This is a genomic window from Dyella sp. AtDHG13 (assembly GCF_003201105.1).
GTDB classification, from domain to species: Bacteria; Pseudomonadota; Gammaproteobacteria; order Xanthomonadales; family Rhodanobacteraceae; genus Dyella; species Dyella jiangningensis_B.
On the sequence record NZ_QICJ01000008.1, the window covers coordinates 13,961 to 29,301 of the forward strand.

General features: G+C 65.3%; 10 protein-coding genes. 7 read left to right on the top strand and 3 right to left on the bottom strand.

Features of this window, described 5'->3' with window-relative positions; all coding sequences use genetic code 11:
- Window positions 1–121 precede the first annotated feature (121 nt).
- Both BDW41_RS13965 and BDW41_RS13970 read left to right on the top strand, forming a co-directional pair.
- Window positions 122–1,681 (top strand): glycosyl hydrolase family 39, encoded by a 1,560-nt coding sequence (locus tag BDW41_RS13965; RefSeq protein WP_074549404.1) that lies wholly within the window; start codon window positions 122–124, stop codon window positions 1,679–1,681.
- A gap of 133 nt (window positions 1,682–1,814) precedes the next feature.
- Entirely contained in the window at window positions 1,815–2,957 is a 1,143-nt protein-coding gene (locus BDW41_RS13970) for a M23 family metallopeptidase (RefSeq protein ID WP_074549406.1), read from the top strand.
- Window positions 2,958–3,082: 125 nt separating this feature from the next.
- Here BDW41_RS13970 and glnA read toward each other — a convergent pair whose 3' ends face one another.
- A complete protein-coding gene (gene glnA / locus BDW41_RS13975) occupies window positions 3,083–4,498 on the bottom strand; it encodes a type I glutamate--ammonia ligase (protein ID WP_074549408.1) in 1,416 nt (471 codons plus the stop codon).
- Window positions 4,499–4,534: 36 nt separating this feature from the next.
- On the opposite strand from glnA, the gene BDW41_RS23050 reads away from it, so the two are divergent.
- Genes BDW41_RS23050 through BDW41_RS13985 form a run of 3 tightly spaced genes read left to right on the top strand, consistent with a single transcriptional unit; the run spans window position 4,535 to window position 7,227 of the window.
- Entirely contained in the window at window positions 4,535–4,801 is a 267-nt protein-coding gene (locus BDW41_RS23050; protein ID WP_146217359.1) for a hypothetical protein, read from the top strand.
- 21 nt (window positions 4,802–4,822) lie between these two features.
- Entirely contained in the window at window positions 4,823–5,620 is a 798-nt protein-coding gene (locus BDW41_RS13980; protein ID WP_074549410.1) for an undecaprenyl-diphosphate phosphatase, read from the top strand.
- Window positions 5,621–5,664: 44 nt separating this feature from the next.
- Window positions 5,665–7,227, top strand: coding sequence for a winged helix-turn-helix transcriptional regulator (locus BDW41_RS13985; RefSeq protein WP_074549412.1), 1,563 nt, complete (start codon window positions 5,665–5,667; stop codon window positions 7,225–7,227).
- Between the two features lie 15 nt (window positions 7,228–7,242).
- Here BDW41_RS13985 and BDW41_RS13990 read toward each other — a convergent pair whose 3' ends face one another.
- Both BDW41_RS13990 and BDW41_RS14000 read right to left on the bottom strand, forming a co-directional pair.
- On the bottom strand, window positions 7,243–8,226 hold the full coding sequence (locus tag BDW41_RS13990; RefSeq protein ID WP_233496883.1) for a serine hydrolase: 984 nt from the start codon (window positions 8,224–8,226) through the stop codon (window positions 7,243–7,245).
- A gap of 1,233 nt (window positions 8,227–9,459) precedes the next feature.
- On the bottom strand, window positions 9,460–10,410 hold the full coding sequence (locus BDW41_RS14000) for a LysR family transcriptional regulator (protein WP_074549416.1): 951 nt from the start codon (window positions 10,408–10,410) through the stop codon (window positions 9,460–9,462).
- A 147-nt stretch (window positions 10,411–10,557) separates the two neighbouring features.
- Between BDW41_RS14000 and BDW41_RS14005 the strand changes: the two genes are divergently transcribed.
- Window positions 10,558–11,754: an efflux RND transporter periplasmic adaptor subunit gene (locus tag BDW41_RS14005; protein WP_074549418.1), complete on the top strand. Its 1,197-nt coding sequence runs from the start codon at window positions 10,558–10,560 to the stop codon at window positions 11,752–11,754.
- 252 nt (window positions 11,755–12,006) lie between these two features.
- Window positions 12,007–15,204: a multidrug efflux RND transporter permease subunit gene (locus tag BDW41_RS14010; protein WP_074549420.1), complete on the top strand. Its 3,198-nt coding sequence runs from the start codon at window positions 12,007–12,009 to the stop codon at window positions 15,202–15,204.
- The last annotated feature ends 137 nt before the right edge of the window (window positions 15,205–15,341 follow it).

The window sequence follows — 15,341 nt, forward strand, 5'->3', positions numbered from 1 at the left end:
CATTTCCTTGTTGATCGCATGGGCCGCTCTGGTACAGACTTCGCCCCTGTCGCGTAAACGTTTACATGTCGGCCACCACTGAAGCCGCCGTCTCTCCACCCTGCCGCACAAAGGAATCGCCATGTCGACCCCGTCACCGCTCCGCCGCCTTGCCCTGCGCACCTGCGCCGCGGCATGCCTTGCCCTGCTCGGTTCGGTGCATGCGGCGCCCGCCGGCAACGACGCCGTGCAGCTGCAAGTGGATGCGACGGCCAAGGGCACGCCGCTGCCGCACTTCTGGGAGAACATGTTCGGCTCCGGCCGCGCCGTGCTCGCGCTGCGCGACGACTACCGCAAGGACCTGGAAGACGTGAAGGCCGCCACCGGCTTCACCTATATCCGCTTCCACGGCATCTTCGACCGCGACATGGGCGTGGCATACCGCGACGCGCAGGGCAAGCTGCAATTCAATTTCAGCTACGTAGACCAGGTGTACGACGGCCTGCTCGCGCGCGGCGTCAAGCCGTTCGTGGAGCTAGGCTTCATGCCGCCGGAGATGAGCACCGACCCGGCCAGCCATCATGACTTCTGGTATCACCCCAACGTGATGCCGCCGAAGGACTGGAACGAATGGGACGCGCTGGTGCGCGCCTTCCTGCAGCACGAGATCGAGCGCTACGGCATCGAGGAAGTGCGCAGCTGGTACTTCGAGGTGTGGAACGAACCCAACCTCGCCTTCTGGGGCGGCAAGCCGGAGAAGGACACCTACTACCAGCTGTACGACCGCACCGCGCACACGGTGAAAGCGGTCGACAAGCAGCTGCGCATCGGCGGCCCCGCCACCGCGCAGGCCGCGTGGCTGCCGGAATTTCTCAAGCACGTGAAGCAGAGCGGCGCACCAATCGACTTCGTGAGCACGCACGTCTACGGCGACGACACCGCCGACAACGTGTTCAAGACCAACGAGAACATCCCGCGCCGCGACATGGTGTGCCGCGCGGTGGACAAGTCGCACCAGGAAATCGCCGCGTCGGCCTTCCCCAAGCTGCCGCTGATCTACAGCGAGTACAACGCCTCGTACGCCAACCTGCCCAACGTCACCGACACGGTCTACATGGGCCCATGGATGGCCAACACCATCCGCGCATGCGCGGGCAAGGTGGAGATGATGAGCTACTGGTCATTCTCGGACGTGTTCGACGAACAGGGCGTGGTGAAGACGCCGTTCTACGGCGGCTTCGGCCTGATCGCCGCCGACCGCATCGAAAAACCCGCCTTCAACGCGTTCGCCATGCTGCACAAGCTGGGCGACGTGCAGCTGCCGCTGAAGACCGACAGCGCGCTGGCCACGCGCCGCGCCGACGGCACCGTGGTGCTGGCGCTGTGGAACTACACGCCGCCGCTGGGCAACACCGCCGACTACACGCCGGGCGTGCCCACCGGCCAAGCCAAGCACTTCGATGTGGACCTCAAGCACCTGGGCAACGCCACGCAGGCCACGGTGTGGCGCCTGGATCAGGAGCACGGCAACGCCGTCGCTGCCTTCGACAAGATGGGCCGCCCGGCCTGGCCCAGCCGCGAACAGATCGCGCAACTGCGCGAGGCAGGCAAGCTCGCCGCGCCCGAACAGGCTGCGTTGCAGAACGGCCGCCTGAGCATCGACATTCCCCCGCAAGGCCTGGTGGTGGTGGAGCTGCACTGACCATCGGCAAACGCGCCGCCGCCATCCCCTCGTGGCGGCGGCGCGTGTTGTTCCGCGCCAGTGACCTCCGGCATTGGCGCGCTGCGTCCCTTCGATCAAAGCTCGCGCGGCACTCCACCATGGATGCCATGCCATGCGTTTCCTGCGCGACGTCGTCTTCTGCGTGATCATCGTGCTGCTGGCGCCGGCCGTCGCCGCGCAGCGTGCCACGTTGCATCAGTCCTTCGATGTGCGCGTGCCGTGGACGCCGCAACCGGTCGTCGTCGCGGGCAAGGCCTCGCTGGTCTACGAACTGCACATCGCCAATGAAGCGCAGGAGGCGCTGACACTGCGGCGTATCGACGTGGTCGATGACCGGCAACAGGTGCTGCTCGATCTTGCTGGAAGCGAACTGGTCGCCGCGTTGGGCAGGGCCGATCGTGCCAAGGGCAAGGATCGATTGCACATCGCACCGGGCATGACGGCGGTGGCCTATCTGTCGGTGCCGATGGCCGATGCACGCACCGGACACCTGAGACATCGCATCGTCTACGAAGACTCCGCTGCACGTGAGATCACGCTGGAGAGCGCCGAGATAACGCCCATCGCGGCAGTGGCAAAACCGTTAGGTCCACCGCTACGCGGCGGCCCATGGGTAGCTATCTACGACGCGAGCTGGGAGCGCGGACATCGCCGCGTGATCTACGCCACCCACGGCAGCGCGAAGATTCCCGGACGTTTTGCCATCGACTGGATCCTGGTCGGTCCGCACGGCGGCTTTGCGCAAGGCAAGGGCGAGACGCCTGCGCAATGGCACGGTTACGGCGCCGACGTGCTTGCGGTGGCCGACGCCACGGTAGCCTCGGTGGGCGAAGGCATCGCGGAGCCTGCGTCGCTCAAGGAGGGCGCCGCGCACAAGGTGCCGCTGGAGGATGCCACCGGCAACTACGTTGCGCTGGATCTCGGCGACGGTCGCTATGCCTTTTACGAGCACCTCAAGCCCGGCAGCATCACCGTGCACGCCGGCCAGCGCGTTCGCCTGGGCGAGGTGATCGGCAAGCTGGGATTCACCGGCGAATCCACGGGCCCGCATCTGCACTTCCACGTGAGCGATGCCAACGCGCCGCTCGATGCCGAGGGCCTGCCGTATGCGCTGTCGTCGTTCCGTGTCGTCGGCGCTTATGCATCCATCGAAGACTTCGGCGAAGGGCGGCCATGGACGCCGAATGAAACACCCATGCATAGCAACGGATTCCCCGCGCCCTTGTCCGTGGTGGATTTCGGCGCGGGTCACTGATCCGCCATCGACAACGCACGCGCTCTTCAAGAAGGTACGTAGCAGACGGCGTCACCCGGCACGCAGAAAAAACAACGGGCGCCGAAGCGCCCGTCGTCCCCTCTTCCCCGTCTGTGGCAACGCGATCAGATCGCGTAGTACATCTGGAATTCCAGCGGATGCGTGCTGGCGCGGTAGCGGGTGACTTCCTGCATCTTCAGCGCGATGTACGCGTCGATGAAGTCGTCGGTGAACACGCCGCCGGCCTTGAGGAAGTCGCGGTCCTTGTCGAGCGCGACCAGCGCTTCGTCCAGGCTGGCGCACACCTGCGGGATGTTCTTCTCTTCTTCCGGCGGCAGGTCGTACAGGTCCTTGTCGGCCGGCGCGCCCGGGTCGATCTTGTTGATGATGCCGTCCAGGCCGGCCATCATCAGCGCGGTGAACACGAGGTAGCCGGAGTTCATCGGGTCGGGGAAGCGCACTTCGATGCGGCGGCCCTTGGGGCTGGACACATACGGAATGCGGCAGCTGGCCGAGCGGTTGCGGGCCGAGTAGGCGAGCATCACCGGCGCTTCGAAGCCCGGCACCAGGCGCTTGTAGCTGTTGGTGGTGGAGTTGGCGAAGGCGTTGATGGCCTTGGCGTGCTTGAAGATGCCGCCGATGTACCACAGCGCCGTCTGCGACAGGCCGCCGTACAGGTCGCCCGCGAACAGGTTGTTGCCGTCCTTGCTCAGCGACTGGTGCACGTGCATGCCGCTGCCGTTGTCGCCCACGATGGGCTTGGGCATGAAAGTGACGGTCTTGCCGTTCTGGTGGGCGACGTTCTTGATGACGTACTTCATGGTCATCAGTTCGTCGGCTTTCTTCACCAGCGTGTTGAAACGCGTGCCGATTTCGCACTGGCCGGCGTTGGCCACTTCGTGGTGGTGCACTTCCACCACCTGGCCCAGCGATTCGAGCACCTTGCACATGTCGGCGCGCAGGTCGCCCAGCGAGTCGACCGGGCTGACCGGGAAGTAGCCGCCCTTCACGCCCGGGCGGTGGCCGGTGTTGTTGTCTTCGTACTTGTAGCGCGAGGACCACGCGGCTTCTTCGGAGCCGATTTCATAGAACACGCGGCCCATGTCGTTCTGCCAGCGCACCGAGTCGAAGATGAAGAATTCCGGCTCCGGACCGAAGAAGGCGGTGTCGGCGATGCCGGTGGACTTCAGGAACGCCTCACCGCGCTTGGCGATGGAGCGCGGATCGCGGCCGTACGCCTGCATGGTGGAGGGTTCCAGCACGTCGCAGTGGATGACCATCTGCGTGTGCGCGCTGAACGGGTCGATGTACGCGGTATCCGGGTCCGGCATCAGCACCATGTCGGACTCGTTGATGCCCTTCCAGCCGGCGATGGAGGAGCCGTCGAACATCTTGCCGTCCTCGAAGGTGCCCTCGTCGATGGCGTGGGCCGGGAACGTGACGTGATGGTGCTTGCCGAGCATGTCGGCGAAACGGAAGTCGACGAACTCGACCTCGTGTTCCTGGATCTGATCGAGCACTTTCTGGACGGCGGACGACATGGACAACCTCGACGGACGAAAAGGTGGGAAAACGACATGCGTCTGAGCAAGGCGCGTGCCAAGCGGTTTGATCTCGCGGTTTCAACGGGTTACGTTTGCTTCAACCATCCTGATGCAGGCTTGTTGCACTGGAATGAAACATTGATATGCACCACACGGGTGCAAAAGGAATGCGGCGGCGCCTTCGGTGAAAGCGAAACGACGGATCGGGAAAGACAAGATGCATCCGACCCGGCCCCGCCCCGAAATCGCCATCCCGTTCCCTTAAGCTATGCCGCTTTGCACCGGTATGGAACCGGTTGAGCCCCCTTCGTCGGAGTTTCCGTGAGCGACCTCATCAACGTCATCCTGCTCGGCATCATTGAAGGCATCACCGAATTCCTTCCCATTTCCAGCACCGGCCACCTGCTCATCGCCGAGAAATTCGGCCTGGGCGAGCGCTCGGACCTGTTCAACGTGGGCATCCAGGCGGGCGCGATCCTGGCGGTGACCTTCATCTACTGGGGCCGCATCTGGAAGCTGCTCACGCAGTGGCGCGATCCGGCAAACCGCGATTACCTGGCCAAGCTCGCCGTGGCCTTCCTGATCACCGCAGTGCTCGGCTTCGTCGCCGTGAAGCTCGGCTTCAAGCTGCCCGAGGCGGTGACGCCGGTGGCCTGGGCGCTGGTGATCGGCGGCATCTGGATGATCGCCGCGGAACGCCTGGCCGCGCGCCAGCCCGATCGCACGCAGGTGACGTGGCGTGTGGCGATCCTGGTGGGCATCGCGCAGATGGTGGCGGGCCTTTTCCCCGGCACCTCGCGCTCGGCGGCCACCATCTTCACCGCCATGCTCGCCGGCACCAGCAACCGCGCTGCCGCCACCGAGTTCGCCTTCCTGGTGGGCATTCCCACCATGTACGCGGCGACCGGCTACGAGCTGCTGAAGGTACTGAAGGAAGGCGGCCTGCACCATGAGGACTGGACGGCCTTCGGCGTGGGCTTCGTGGTGTCCGCCATCGTCGCGTTCGTGGCGGTGAAGTGGCTGCTCGGCTACATCCGCAGCCACCGTTTCACGCCGTTCGCGATCTACCGCATCCTGCTGGGCATCGCCTTGCTGCTGCTGGTTCCCGCGGGCGCCTGAGTGACGTGCGAGGATGGCGTCACCGCACTGACCCTCCTCGCCGCATGACCGCCGCACGTTATCGACTGCTGGATCTTGTCATCGACGTGCCGCGCCAGCGCGTCACGCGCGAAGGCGTACCGCTGGACGTGCAGGGCCTGTCCTTCCGGCTGCTTGCCTGCCTGCTGCGGCACGGCGTGGACGTGGTGGACTTCGACGCGCTGATGGCCGAAGTCTGGGCGCCCGCCGTGGTGAACGAGGAAACCGTCACACAGCGCGTGAAGCTGCTGCGGCAATCGCTGGGCGACGACGGCCGCTCGCCGCGCTACATCCGCTCGGTACGCGGGCGCGGTTATCAGTTGTGCGAGATGCCGGTGGTGGAAGCGGACGACGTACCGCGGGCTTCCGTCTCCCGCCGATGGATCGCGGCCACCGCCGTTGCGGTTGTCCTCGTCGTAGCGGCAGTGGCTTGGCGGCTCGCACCCGGCCCCGCGGCGAAGCCATCCGCGACGCAGGAGCTGGTTCAGCGCGCCAGCTACTACGCCAGCATCGGACAGCGAGACAACAACGAGCGAGCCATCGCGCTCTACCAACAGGCGCTGAGCGCGTCGCCCGCGGACCGCGAGGCCCGCATCGGCCTGAGCCGCGCCTACAGTGCGCGCGTCTGCCTCTACAACTTCCCCTATCCATGGGCGCAACAGGCGCAGACGCTGGCCGAGGCGGCCGTCGCCGCGGAACCGTCCAGCGCGCCGGCATGGTCCGCGCTGGGCTATGCGCGCGATTGCCTGGGCGACATCGATGCCGCCATCGAAGCCTACGAGAAAGCCTTGACGCTCGCCCCGGGCGACGATGCCACGCGCGCCTCGGCCGCCTACCTGTACCAGGAACGCGGACGCATCGACGAGGCCTTGCATGCCAACCTCGACATGCACGGCGACCCCTCGCGCATCCGCTTCCGCGACGTGCAGATCGCCCGCGAAATGGCCTTGCTCGGCTTCGATGAGGAGGCGGGCAAACGGCTGGCGCGCAGCTTCCAGCTCTATCCGGACAATGTCTTTTCCAACATCGCCTGGCCCCGTCACCTGTTCCTGCACGGCCGCCTGGTCGAGGCGCAACAGGCGCTGGACGAAGCGATGGCACGCAACACGCCGCACGTGGAGCTGTATGTGCTGCAGGGCGAACTGGCGCTGTTGCGTGACGACCGCGACGCGGCGCTGGCGGCGTTTGTCCATGCGCAGCAATTGCGTCCACAGATGGGCTTGCCGGGCACGCTCGTTGGCCTTTACGGCCCGAACGCACCCGACGCCAGCTGGTTCGCCACGCGCATTGGCGCCATCCATGACGAGGCCGCGCACCACACGCTGTATCCGGTCGAATGGCTCGAACTGGCGATGCTGTTGCAGGCGCAGGGCCAGCGTGACGCCGCGCTCGACGCGGTGCAGACCGCCGTGAGCAAGGGCTACAGCGACAGCGCCTACCTGCAGGTGTCGCCCCTGCTGAAGCCGCTGTCGCATGAGCCGAAGTTCGCGGCGGCCATCGCTGCGATCAACCAGCGCGTGGCGGAACAACGCCAGCGCGTGCTGGCTGCCGCGTGGTGCCCGCCGGAACTGCGGCAGGCGCCACGCTGAAGCACTATCGCTACGCTACGGCAGCGCCTTCAGCACGTAATCGCGGAACAGTTCCTGCGACTGCGCGTGCGCGTTGCGCTGGTTGTAGGCGGTGCTGGTGATCACCGCGACCAGCTGTTGCGACGGCATCACGAACACGTAGTTGCCGCCGTTGCCCGACATCGCCCAGGCCACTTGCGGGCTGCCGTGCACGGGAAAATGGAAGCACCACCACAGATAGCCGTAGTCGGCATCGTCGCGCGCCTGTGCGTGCACGGTGAGCATCTGCCGCATCCACGCGGCCGAGATCACCTGCCGCCCCTGCCAGCGGCCTTCGTCCAGCGCCAGTTGGCCCAGCTTCGCCAGGTCGCGGCTGCGATAGCGCGTGCCGCCGCCACCCATACCGATGCCCAGCGGCGAGCGGTTCCACTGCACGGCGGTGATGCCCAGCGGCTTTTCGAGCGCCTCCGCGGCGAACGCAGCGAGCCCGCGATGGGTGGCGCGCTCGACCACGGCACCCAGGGTGAAGACGCCTGCCGTGCAATAGGCGAAGGCGCGGCCGTGCGGGCTGTCCTCCGGCCGCGTCATCCACGGCGCGAAGCCCTTGATGGGCAGGTCCAGCGCGAATTGCAGCCAGTCTTCGGTGACGTACATGCGCTCTTCGTTGCCGCTGGAGAATTCGTTGTCGTCGTTGCACTCCCACAGCGAGCTCATGGTGAGCAGGTCTTCGAGGGTGATCGCCTGCTTGCGCGGGTCGGGATGCTGCACCCGCCGCTTGTCCGGGAAGAAGTCGTACACATGCGCCTGCACGCCGCCGATCAGGCCGCGATCGATCGCCGCGCCAACCAGCAAGGCGGTGACGCTCTTGCTGGCGGAGCGGACATCGTTGAGCCGCTCCGCGTCGCCGCCGTTGAAGTAGCCCTCGTAGACGAGCTTGCCGTGCTGGGACACGACGACGCTGGTGATGCCCTTGGCGCTGCCATCGGCAAGATGGGCCTCCATCGCCGCCAGGGTCGCCATGTTCCAGTGCTGCGCACGCGCATCGTCGACGGCCCAGCCGTCGTCGCGGGCGGCTGGCGGTTGATAGTCGGCCGCGGCCAGGGAAGGAGCCGCCAGCGCGAGCGCCAGCAGCCATCGGGGAAAACGCGTGAACATGGATGTGCTCCGTGCGTGGGAAGTCGGAGCACAGCCCACCAGGACGCCGCATGAAGCGCCTGAAAAGCGTATGAAGGATTATGAAGAAGGCCAGAGCATGGACCATCGGCGCTCACCTGGGCCGTCCTTCCCCTTGAGTGCTGTCCTATGTGATCGCCTTGCAGCCGCCAGTAATCTGCCGTCCTGTTTCGAAGCAACGAGAGAAATACCTTGGACGGCTTCAGGCGTTGGTGGAAGGACTTCCGGACGGCGGTCGGTGATGGGCTGATTTCGCTGGCCCGGGGTTTCCTGAGCGCGTGCCGCCCAACCGTGCTCTGGCGCTCGGCGCTCATCAGCCTTGTTGCCCTCGGCCTTACCACCTGGTTCTTCGTTTGGCACTGGGCTCAGGCCCGGTTTCTCTCTGGCCTGTTCGGCCCTTCGTTCCTGGCATCGTCGATAGGTGGAGGCGGGTTGGGCTACGGCGGACAATCCCTGACGCCGACGATGGGACCGTACGATTTCGTTGGCGGCTTTCGAAATGTGTTCGAAATGGGCTCTGGCCTCGCTCACTCAGCCCAGCGCATAGGACAGGCGATTTTGGTCGGCGCGCTCTCCATCGTATGCAGCTACGTCTTTTGCGCCATGGCGTTGGTCGTCCTTGGCACGCGCTGGTGTCTGTTGGATCGTGTCCGTGAGCGCACAAACATGTGCCTCTCGGCACCCTCCCACGCGGAACCTGCCACACATTCACCGTCTGGAGGCGGCGCGCAGGGACAGCCCTGGCCTGGTGGCTAATATGGCAACTGACGTTTGTGGCGGGCATTTTCCTTCCGCACGTCACCATCGTCTGGGCGCTTTCCATCGCCTATCTTTGTCCATGGGTCGTCGCCAACGCCTTGTTGCGGCCGCTGCTGCCAGTGCAAACGAGAAAAGCTCTTTTGGCACGATCGAGACCTGGGCTCCTGATCGTGGGATGCGTCGCCACCATCGCCCTGTGGATACCCATCGTGAACTTCTGGGTCCCTGGACTGATGTGCTGTGCTGTCGCCCACCTTTGCAAGCGCCTGCTGCAACGGTGGCCACCGCAAGGGTGCGCGGCCACCACCGCATAAACCGAAATCAGGCGCTCAACCGCTCCGGCACCGCCGACACCACCGGCTTCTTGTGCTTGCCCGGCTCGTTGGTCTGCTCGAACACCTCGCGCACCCATTCGATAAAGCACTGCACGCGGGCGGAGAGGTGCTTCTTCTGCGGATAGACGATCCACACCGGCTTGCCGGTGGAGATGGTGTCCGTCATCACCAGTTCGAGCTTGCCGATGTCGAGCATGCAGGCGGCGATGACGTTGGGCGCCTGGGTGATGCCCAGCCCCGACACCACGGCCTGGATGACCGATTCGGCATCGTTGATCAGCAGGTGCGCGTCGATGTCCACCGACACCTGGCCGCTCGGCGTGTCGAACTGCCACTGGCGCGGCCGGCCGTTGGGCTGCACGTAGTTGATGCAGCGGTGGTTCTTCAGATCCTCGATGCTCTGCGGGGCGCCGTGTTTGGCCAGGTAATCCGGCGAGGCGAGGATCACGTTGCGCAGGTAGCCGATCTTGCGGGCGATCAGGCTGGAGTCCTCCAGCGGGCCGACCCGCACCGCACAATCGATGCCTTCCTCGTTGAGGTCGTAGGGGTAATCGCACATCGACAGCTCGAGCCGGATATCCGGGTAGCGCTGCTCGAATTCCGCCAGCCTGGGAATGATCACGGTGCGGCCCACGGCGGCCGGCGCACCGATGCGCAGCTTGCCGGTGGGCTTGCGGCTGGCATAGCCCAGGGCCTCGGTGGCCTCGGCCAGATCGGCAAGGATTTCCTTGCAACGTGCGTGGAACGAGGCCCCATCGTCGGTCAAACGCAATGATCGCGTGGAGCGGAACAACAGCCGGGCGCCCAGCTGTTCTTCCAGTCGCGACACGGCGCGGCTGACCCCGGAAGGTGTCATGCCCAACTGGGCGGCGGCGGCGGCGAAGCTCTTGGCCTCGACCACGCGGACAAACGCGGAGATTGCGGCAAAGTCTTCCATAGCTTGGATATTTACCCCATTCGTGACTGGCAGTCACTATTGCGTTGCATCATAAGCTATTTATTGAACTGGATGGTATACCTAATCTTCCGCTCCTGATCGTCGGGGTATTCCTACTTCGGCGACTCCACTCCAGGGAGCCCAACCATGAACAAACGATGGATCCTCACCGCATTCGCCCTCGCCGTGGTGGGCGGCAGCTGGGCCCTGCTGGGCCACAGCGGTGACACCCACGCCCAGGCCGGCCCGCCGCCGGCGCCCGCCGTCACGGTGGCCGAAGTGCTGGTCCGCCCGGTGGACGACGCGGACGAATTCACCGGTCGCCTGCAGGCGGTCGACACCATCCAGCTGCGTCCCCGCGTCAGCGGATATGTGGACTCGGTGCACTTCAAGGAAGGGGCGATCGTGCGAAAAGGCGATCTGCTGTTCCGCATCGACCCACGCCCCTACCAGGCCGAGGTGGACCGGCTGAACGCCAACCTGGCCGAAGCCAAGGCCAACCAGGTGCTGGCCCAGGCCAATGCGGAACGCGCCGACCGCCTGCTGGCGCAGCACGCCATCGCCAAGGAAGAAGCCGACCGCCAGCAAACCGCCGCGCAAAGCGCCAAGGCGCAGGTGGCCTCCACCACCGCCGCGCTGGACGCCGCCAAGCTCAACCTGGGCTTCACCGAAATCCGCGCGCCTATCGACGGCCGCGTGAGCAACGCCCTGGTGACGCCGGGTAACCTGGTCACCAGCAACGACGTGCTGACCAGCGTGGTGAGCATCGACCCGATCTACGCCTACTTCGACGTGGACGAGCACAGCTACCTGAAGTTCGACCGCCAGCGTCGCGAGCATGGCGCGGCGCCGCAGATCTCGATGGCGCTGGCGGACGAGAAAGGGTTTCCGCACACCGGCCGCGTCGACTTCGTCGACAACCAGCTGCGCGCGGGCAGCGGCACGATCCGCCTGCGCGCGGTGTTCGACAACGCCGACGCCAGCTACACGCCGGGCCTGTACGTCCGCATCCAGCTGCGCAGCGACAGCCGCCAGCCGCGTGCGCTGGTCGACGACCGCGCCATTGGCGCCGACCTGGGCAACAAGTTCGTGTACGTGGTCGACAAGGACCGCAAGGTGGAATACCGCCGCGTGGTCACCGGCCCGCTACTGGACGGCCTGCGCGTGGTTACCGAAGGTCTGGACGCCAAGGACACCGTGATCGTCAACGGCATCCAGCACGTGCGCCCCGGCGTGGAAGTGAACCCGACCAAGGTGGCGATGCAGTCGCGCAGCCTCGATCCGAACAAGCAGGTGGCGATGGCGGGTAACGGTAGCGGAAACAAGGCGGCGCAACAGCAGTAGTACCCGCCCCAGTTTTTGCTTCGTCATTCCTGCGAAAGCAGGAATCCAGTGACTCTACTCTGCCGTGGAAAAGGCACTGGATCCCTGCTTTCGCAGGGATGACGGAGTAGGAAAGGTAACGAACAAGTCATGGACGCCCTCTCTCTTTGAGCCGAGGGCCAGGGCCGCTTTGTCTCCGCACTCCGCGAACAACGCACCCGTTAGTACCCGCTCGCGCGGGAATGGTGCCTAAGAGCAACCAGGACGAATGCAATGAAACTCGCCCAATATTTCGTGGACAGGCCGATCCTGGCCGGCGTCCTTTCCGTGCTGATCGTCATCGCGGGCAGCATTGCGCTGTTCAAGCTGCCGATCAGCGAATACCCCGAAGTGGTGCCGCCGACCGTGGTGGTGCGCGCTTCCTATCCCGGCGCCAATCCCAAGGTGATCGCCGAAACCGTCGCCACGCCGCTGGAAGAACAGATCAACGGCGTGGAAGGCATGCTCTACACCAGCTCGCAGTCCACCAGCGACGGCGCGATGACGCTGACCGTCACCTTCGCGCTGGGCACGGACCTGGACAACGCGCAGGTGCAGGTGCAGAACCGCGTGTCGCAGGCGCTGCCGCGCCTGCCCGAGGAAGTGCAGCGACTGGGCGTGACCACGCAGAAGAGCTCGCCCGACCTCACCATGGTGGTGCACCTGATCTCGCCGGACCAGCGCTACGACATGCTGTACCTGTCGAACTATGCGCGCCTGCACATCAAGGATCAGCTCGCCCGCCTCGATGGCGTCGGCGACGTGCAGATCTTCGGCGCCGGCGAATACAGCATGCGCGTTTGGCTCGATCCCGATCGCCTGGCCACGCGCCAGCTGACCACGGGCGACGTGGTGCACGCGATCCAGGAGCAGAACATCACCGTGGCGGCCGGTGCGCTGAACGCGCCGCCGGGGCCGACCAATGCCGCGTTCCAGCTCAACATCAACACGCAGGGCCGACTGATCACCGAGGAAGACTTCCTCAACATCATCGTGCGCAAGGACGCCGACGGCTCCTTCGTGCACCTGCGCGACGTGGCGCGCGTCGAACTGGGCGCCAACAGCTATGCGCTGCGCAGTCTGCTCAACAACCAGCCGGCCGTGGCGCTGCCGATCTTCCAGCGCCCAGGTTCCAACGCCATCCAGATCTCGGACGAAGTCCGCGCGCTGATGGCCGACCTGAAGAAGGATTTCCCGCAGGGCGTGGACTACCAGATCGTGTATGACCCCACGGTATTCGTGCGCGGTTCGATCGAGGCGGTGGTGCACACGCTGTTCGAAGCGATCCTGCTGGTCGTGCTGGTGGTGATCCTGTTCCTGCAGACCTGGCGCGCGTCGATCATCCCGCTGGTCGCCGTGCCGGTGTCGCTGATCGGCACCTTCGCGGTGATGCTGATGTTCGGCTTCTCGCTCAACGCGCTGTCCCTGTTCGGCCTGGTGCTGGCCATCGGCATCGTGGTGGACGACGCCATCGTGGTGGTGGAAAACGTCGAGCGACACATCGAGCACGGACTGTCACCCAAGGAAGCCACGCGCAAGGCAATGACCGAAGTCACCGGCCCCATCGTGGCGACAGCGCTGGTGCTGTGCGCGGTGTTCGTGCCGGCGGCCTTCATCAGCGGCCTGACCGGCCAGTTCTACCGCCAGTTCGCGCTGACCATCGCCATCTCCACGGTGATCTCGGCCTTCAACTCGCTCACGCTGAGCCCGGCGCTGTCGGCCCTGCTGCTGCAGGAACATGGCGCGCCGAAGGACAAGCTGAGCCGCTTCATCGACCGTGCATTCGGGTGGCTGTTCCGTCCATTCAACCGCCTGTTCGTCACCAGCGCCAACCGTTACGTGGGCGGTGTGAAACGCATCCTGCGCTCGGGCGGCATCGCGCTGGTCATCTACGGCGGTCTCGTGTTGCTGGGCCTGTTCGGCTTCGCCCACGTGCCGACCGGTTTCGTGCCGGCGCAGGACAAGCAGTACCTGGTGTCGTTCGCGCAGCTGCCGGATGCCGCCTCGCTGGACCGTTCGGAAGACGTGATCCGCCGCATGAGCGACATCGCGCTCAAGCAGCCGGGCGTGGAGAGTGCGGTGGCGTTCCCGGGCCTGTCGATCAACGGCTTCACCAACAGCACCAACTCCGGCATCGTGTTCGTGACGCTCAAGCCGTTCGAGGAACGTCGCGATGCATCGCTGTCGGCCGGTGCCATCACCGCGGCCCTGCAGCAGAAGTACGCGGGCATCCAGGACGCCTACATCGCGATCTTCCCGCCGCCGCCGGTCAACGGCCTGGGCACCATCGGCGGCTTCCGCCTGCAGGTGGAGGACCGTTCGGATGCGGGCTTCGAGGAGCTGTACAAGCAGACCCAGGGCCTGATCCAGGCCAGCACCAAGGTGCCTTCGCTGGCGGGGCTGTTCTCCAGCTACCAGGTGAGCGTGCCGCAGATCGACGCGAACGTGGATCGCGAAAAGGCGAAGGCCGAAGGCGTGGACCTGAGCGATGTCTACCAGACCATGCAGGCCTACCTGGGCTCGCTCTACGTGAACGACTTCAACCGCTTTGGCCGTACGTACCAGGTGAACGTGTCCGCGGAACCGAGCTACCGCCACGAGGCGAGCGACATACTGCAACTCAAGACGCGCAGCGCCTCGGGTGAAATGATTCCGCTGGGTTCGTTCCTCACCGTGAACCAGACCGTGGGCCCGGATCGCGTGCAGCACTACAACGGTTATCCCACCGCCGAGATCAACGGCGGGCCGGCACCGGGCTACAGCAGTGGCCAGGCGCAGGCAGCCATCGAAAAACTGGCGGCGGAGAACCTGCCCAACGGCATGACCTTCGAGTGGACCGAGCTGACCTATCAGCAGATCCTCGCCGGCAACACCGCGGTGCTCGTGTTCCCCTTGTGTGTGCTGCTGGTGTTCCTGGTGCTGGCCTCGCTGTACGAAAGCCTGCTGCTGCCGCTGGCGGTGATCCTGATCGTGCCGATGGTGCTGCTGTCCGCGATCTCCGGCGTGTGGATCTCCGGCGGCGACAACAACATCTTCACCCAGATCGGCCTGATCGTGCTGGTGGGCCTGGCGTGCAAGAACGCGATCCTGATCGTGGAGTTCGCCCGCGAAGCGCAGATCATCGAAGGCATGGACCGCACGCAGGCCGTGCTGGAAGCGGCCCGCCTGCGACTGCGCCCGATCCTGATGACCTCGTTCGCTTTCATCATGGGCGTGGTGCCGCTGGTGACCTCGCACGGCGCCGGCGCGGAAATGCGCCACGCGATGGGTGTAGCGGTGTTCTCGGGCATGTTGGGCGTGACCTTCTTCGGCCTGATCTTCACTCCGCTGTTCTACGTGATGGTGCGCGGCTGGGGCGAACGCATGAGCGAACGCCGCCGCGCCCGCCGGACTGCGCGCCTCGCGCAGGCCAATCTGATTGAGGAGCACTGATATGTCCTTCTTCAAGAACCTCAAAACCACACTTCTCCCTCTCCCCGCTGGGGCACGCGGGGAGCGGCCATGGATGGCCGCTGCTCTGAGGAGCGAGGAGAGGGCCGGGGTGAGGGGCCAATCCGGCGATGACCTCG

Excerpts from the sequence above, each read along its gene's own strand:
- BDW41_RS13965 (WP_074549404.1), top strand. The coding sequence starts at position 122 with ATGTCGACCCCGTCACCGCTCCGCCGCCTTGCCCTGCGCACCTGCGCC.
- BDW41_RS13970 (WP_074549406.1), top strand. The coding sequence starts at position 1,815 with ATGCGTTTCCTGCGCGACGTCGTCTTCTGCGTGATCATCGTGCTGCTG.
- glnA (WP_074549408.1), bottom strand. The coding sequence starts at position 4,498 with ATGTCGTCCGCCGTCCAGAAAGTGCTCGATCAGATCCAGGAACACGAG.
- BDW41_RS23050 (WP_146217359.1), top strand. The coding sequence starts at position 4,535 with ATGCGTCTGAGCAAGGCGCGTGCCAAGCGGTTTGATCTCGCGGTTTCA.
- BDW41_RS13985 (WP_074549412.1), top strand. The coding sequence starts at position 5,665 with ATGACCGCCGCACGTTATCGACTGCTGGATCTTGTCATCGACGTGCCG.
- BDW41_RS13990 (WP_233496883.1), bottom strand. The coding sequence starts at position 8,226 with ATGGCGACCCTGGCGGCGATGGAGGCCCATCTTGCCGATGGCAGCGCC.
- BDW41_RS14000 (WP_074549416.1), bottom strand. The coding sequence starts at position 10,410 with ATGGAAGACTTTGCCGCAATCTCCGCGTTTGTCCGCGTGGTCGAGGCC.
- BDW41_RS14005 (WP_074549418.1), top strand. The coding sequence starts at position 10,558 with ATGAACAAACGATGGATCCTCACCGCATTCGCCCTCGCCGTGGTGGGC.
- BDW41_RS14010 (WP_074549420.1), top strand. The coding sequence starts at position 12,007 with ATGAAACTCGCCCAATATTTCGTGGACAGGCCGATCCTGGCCGGCGTC.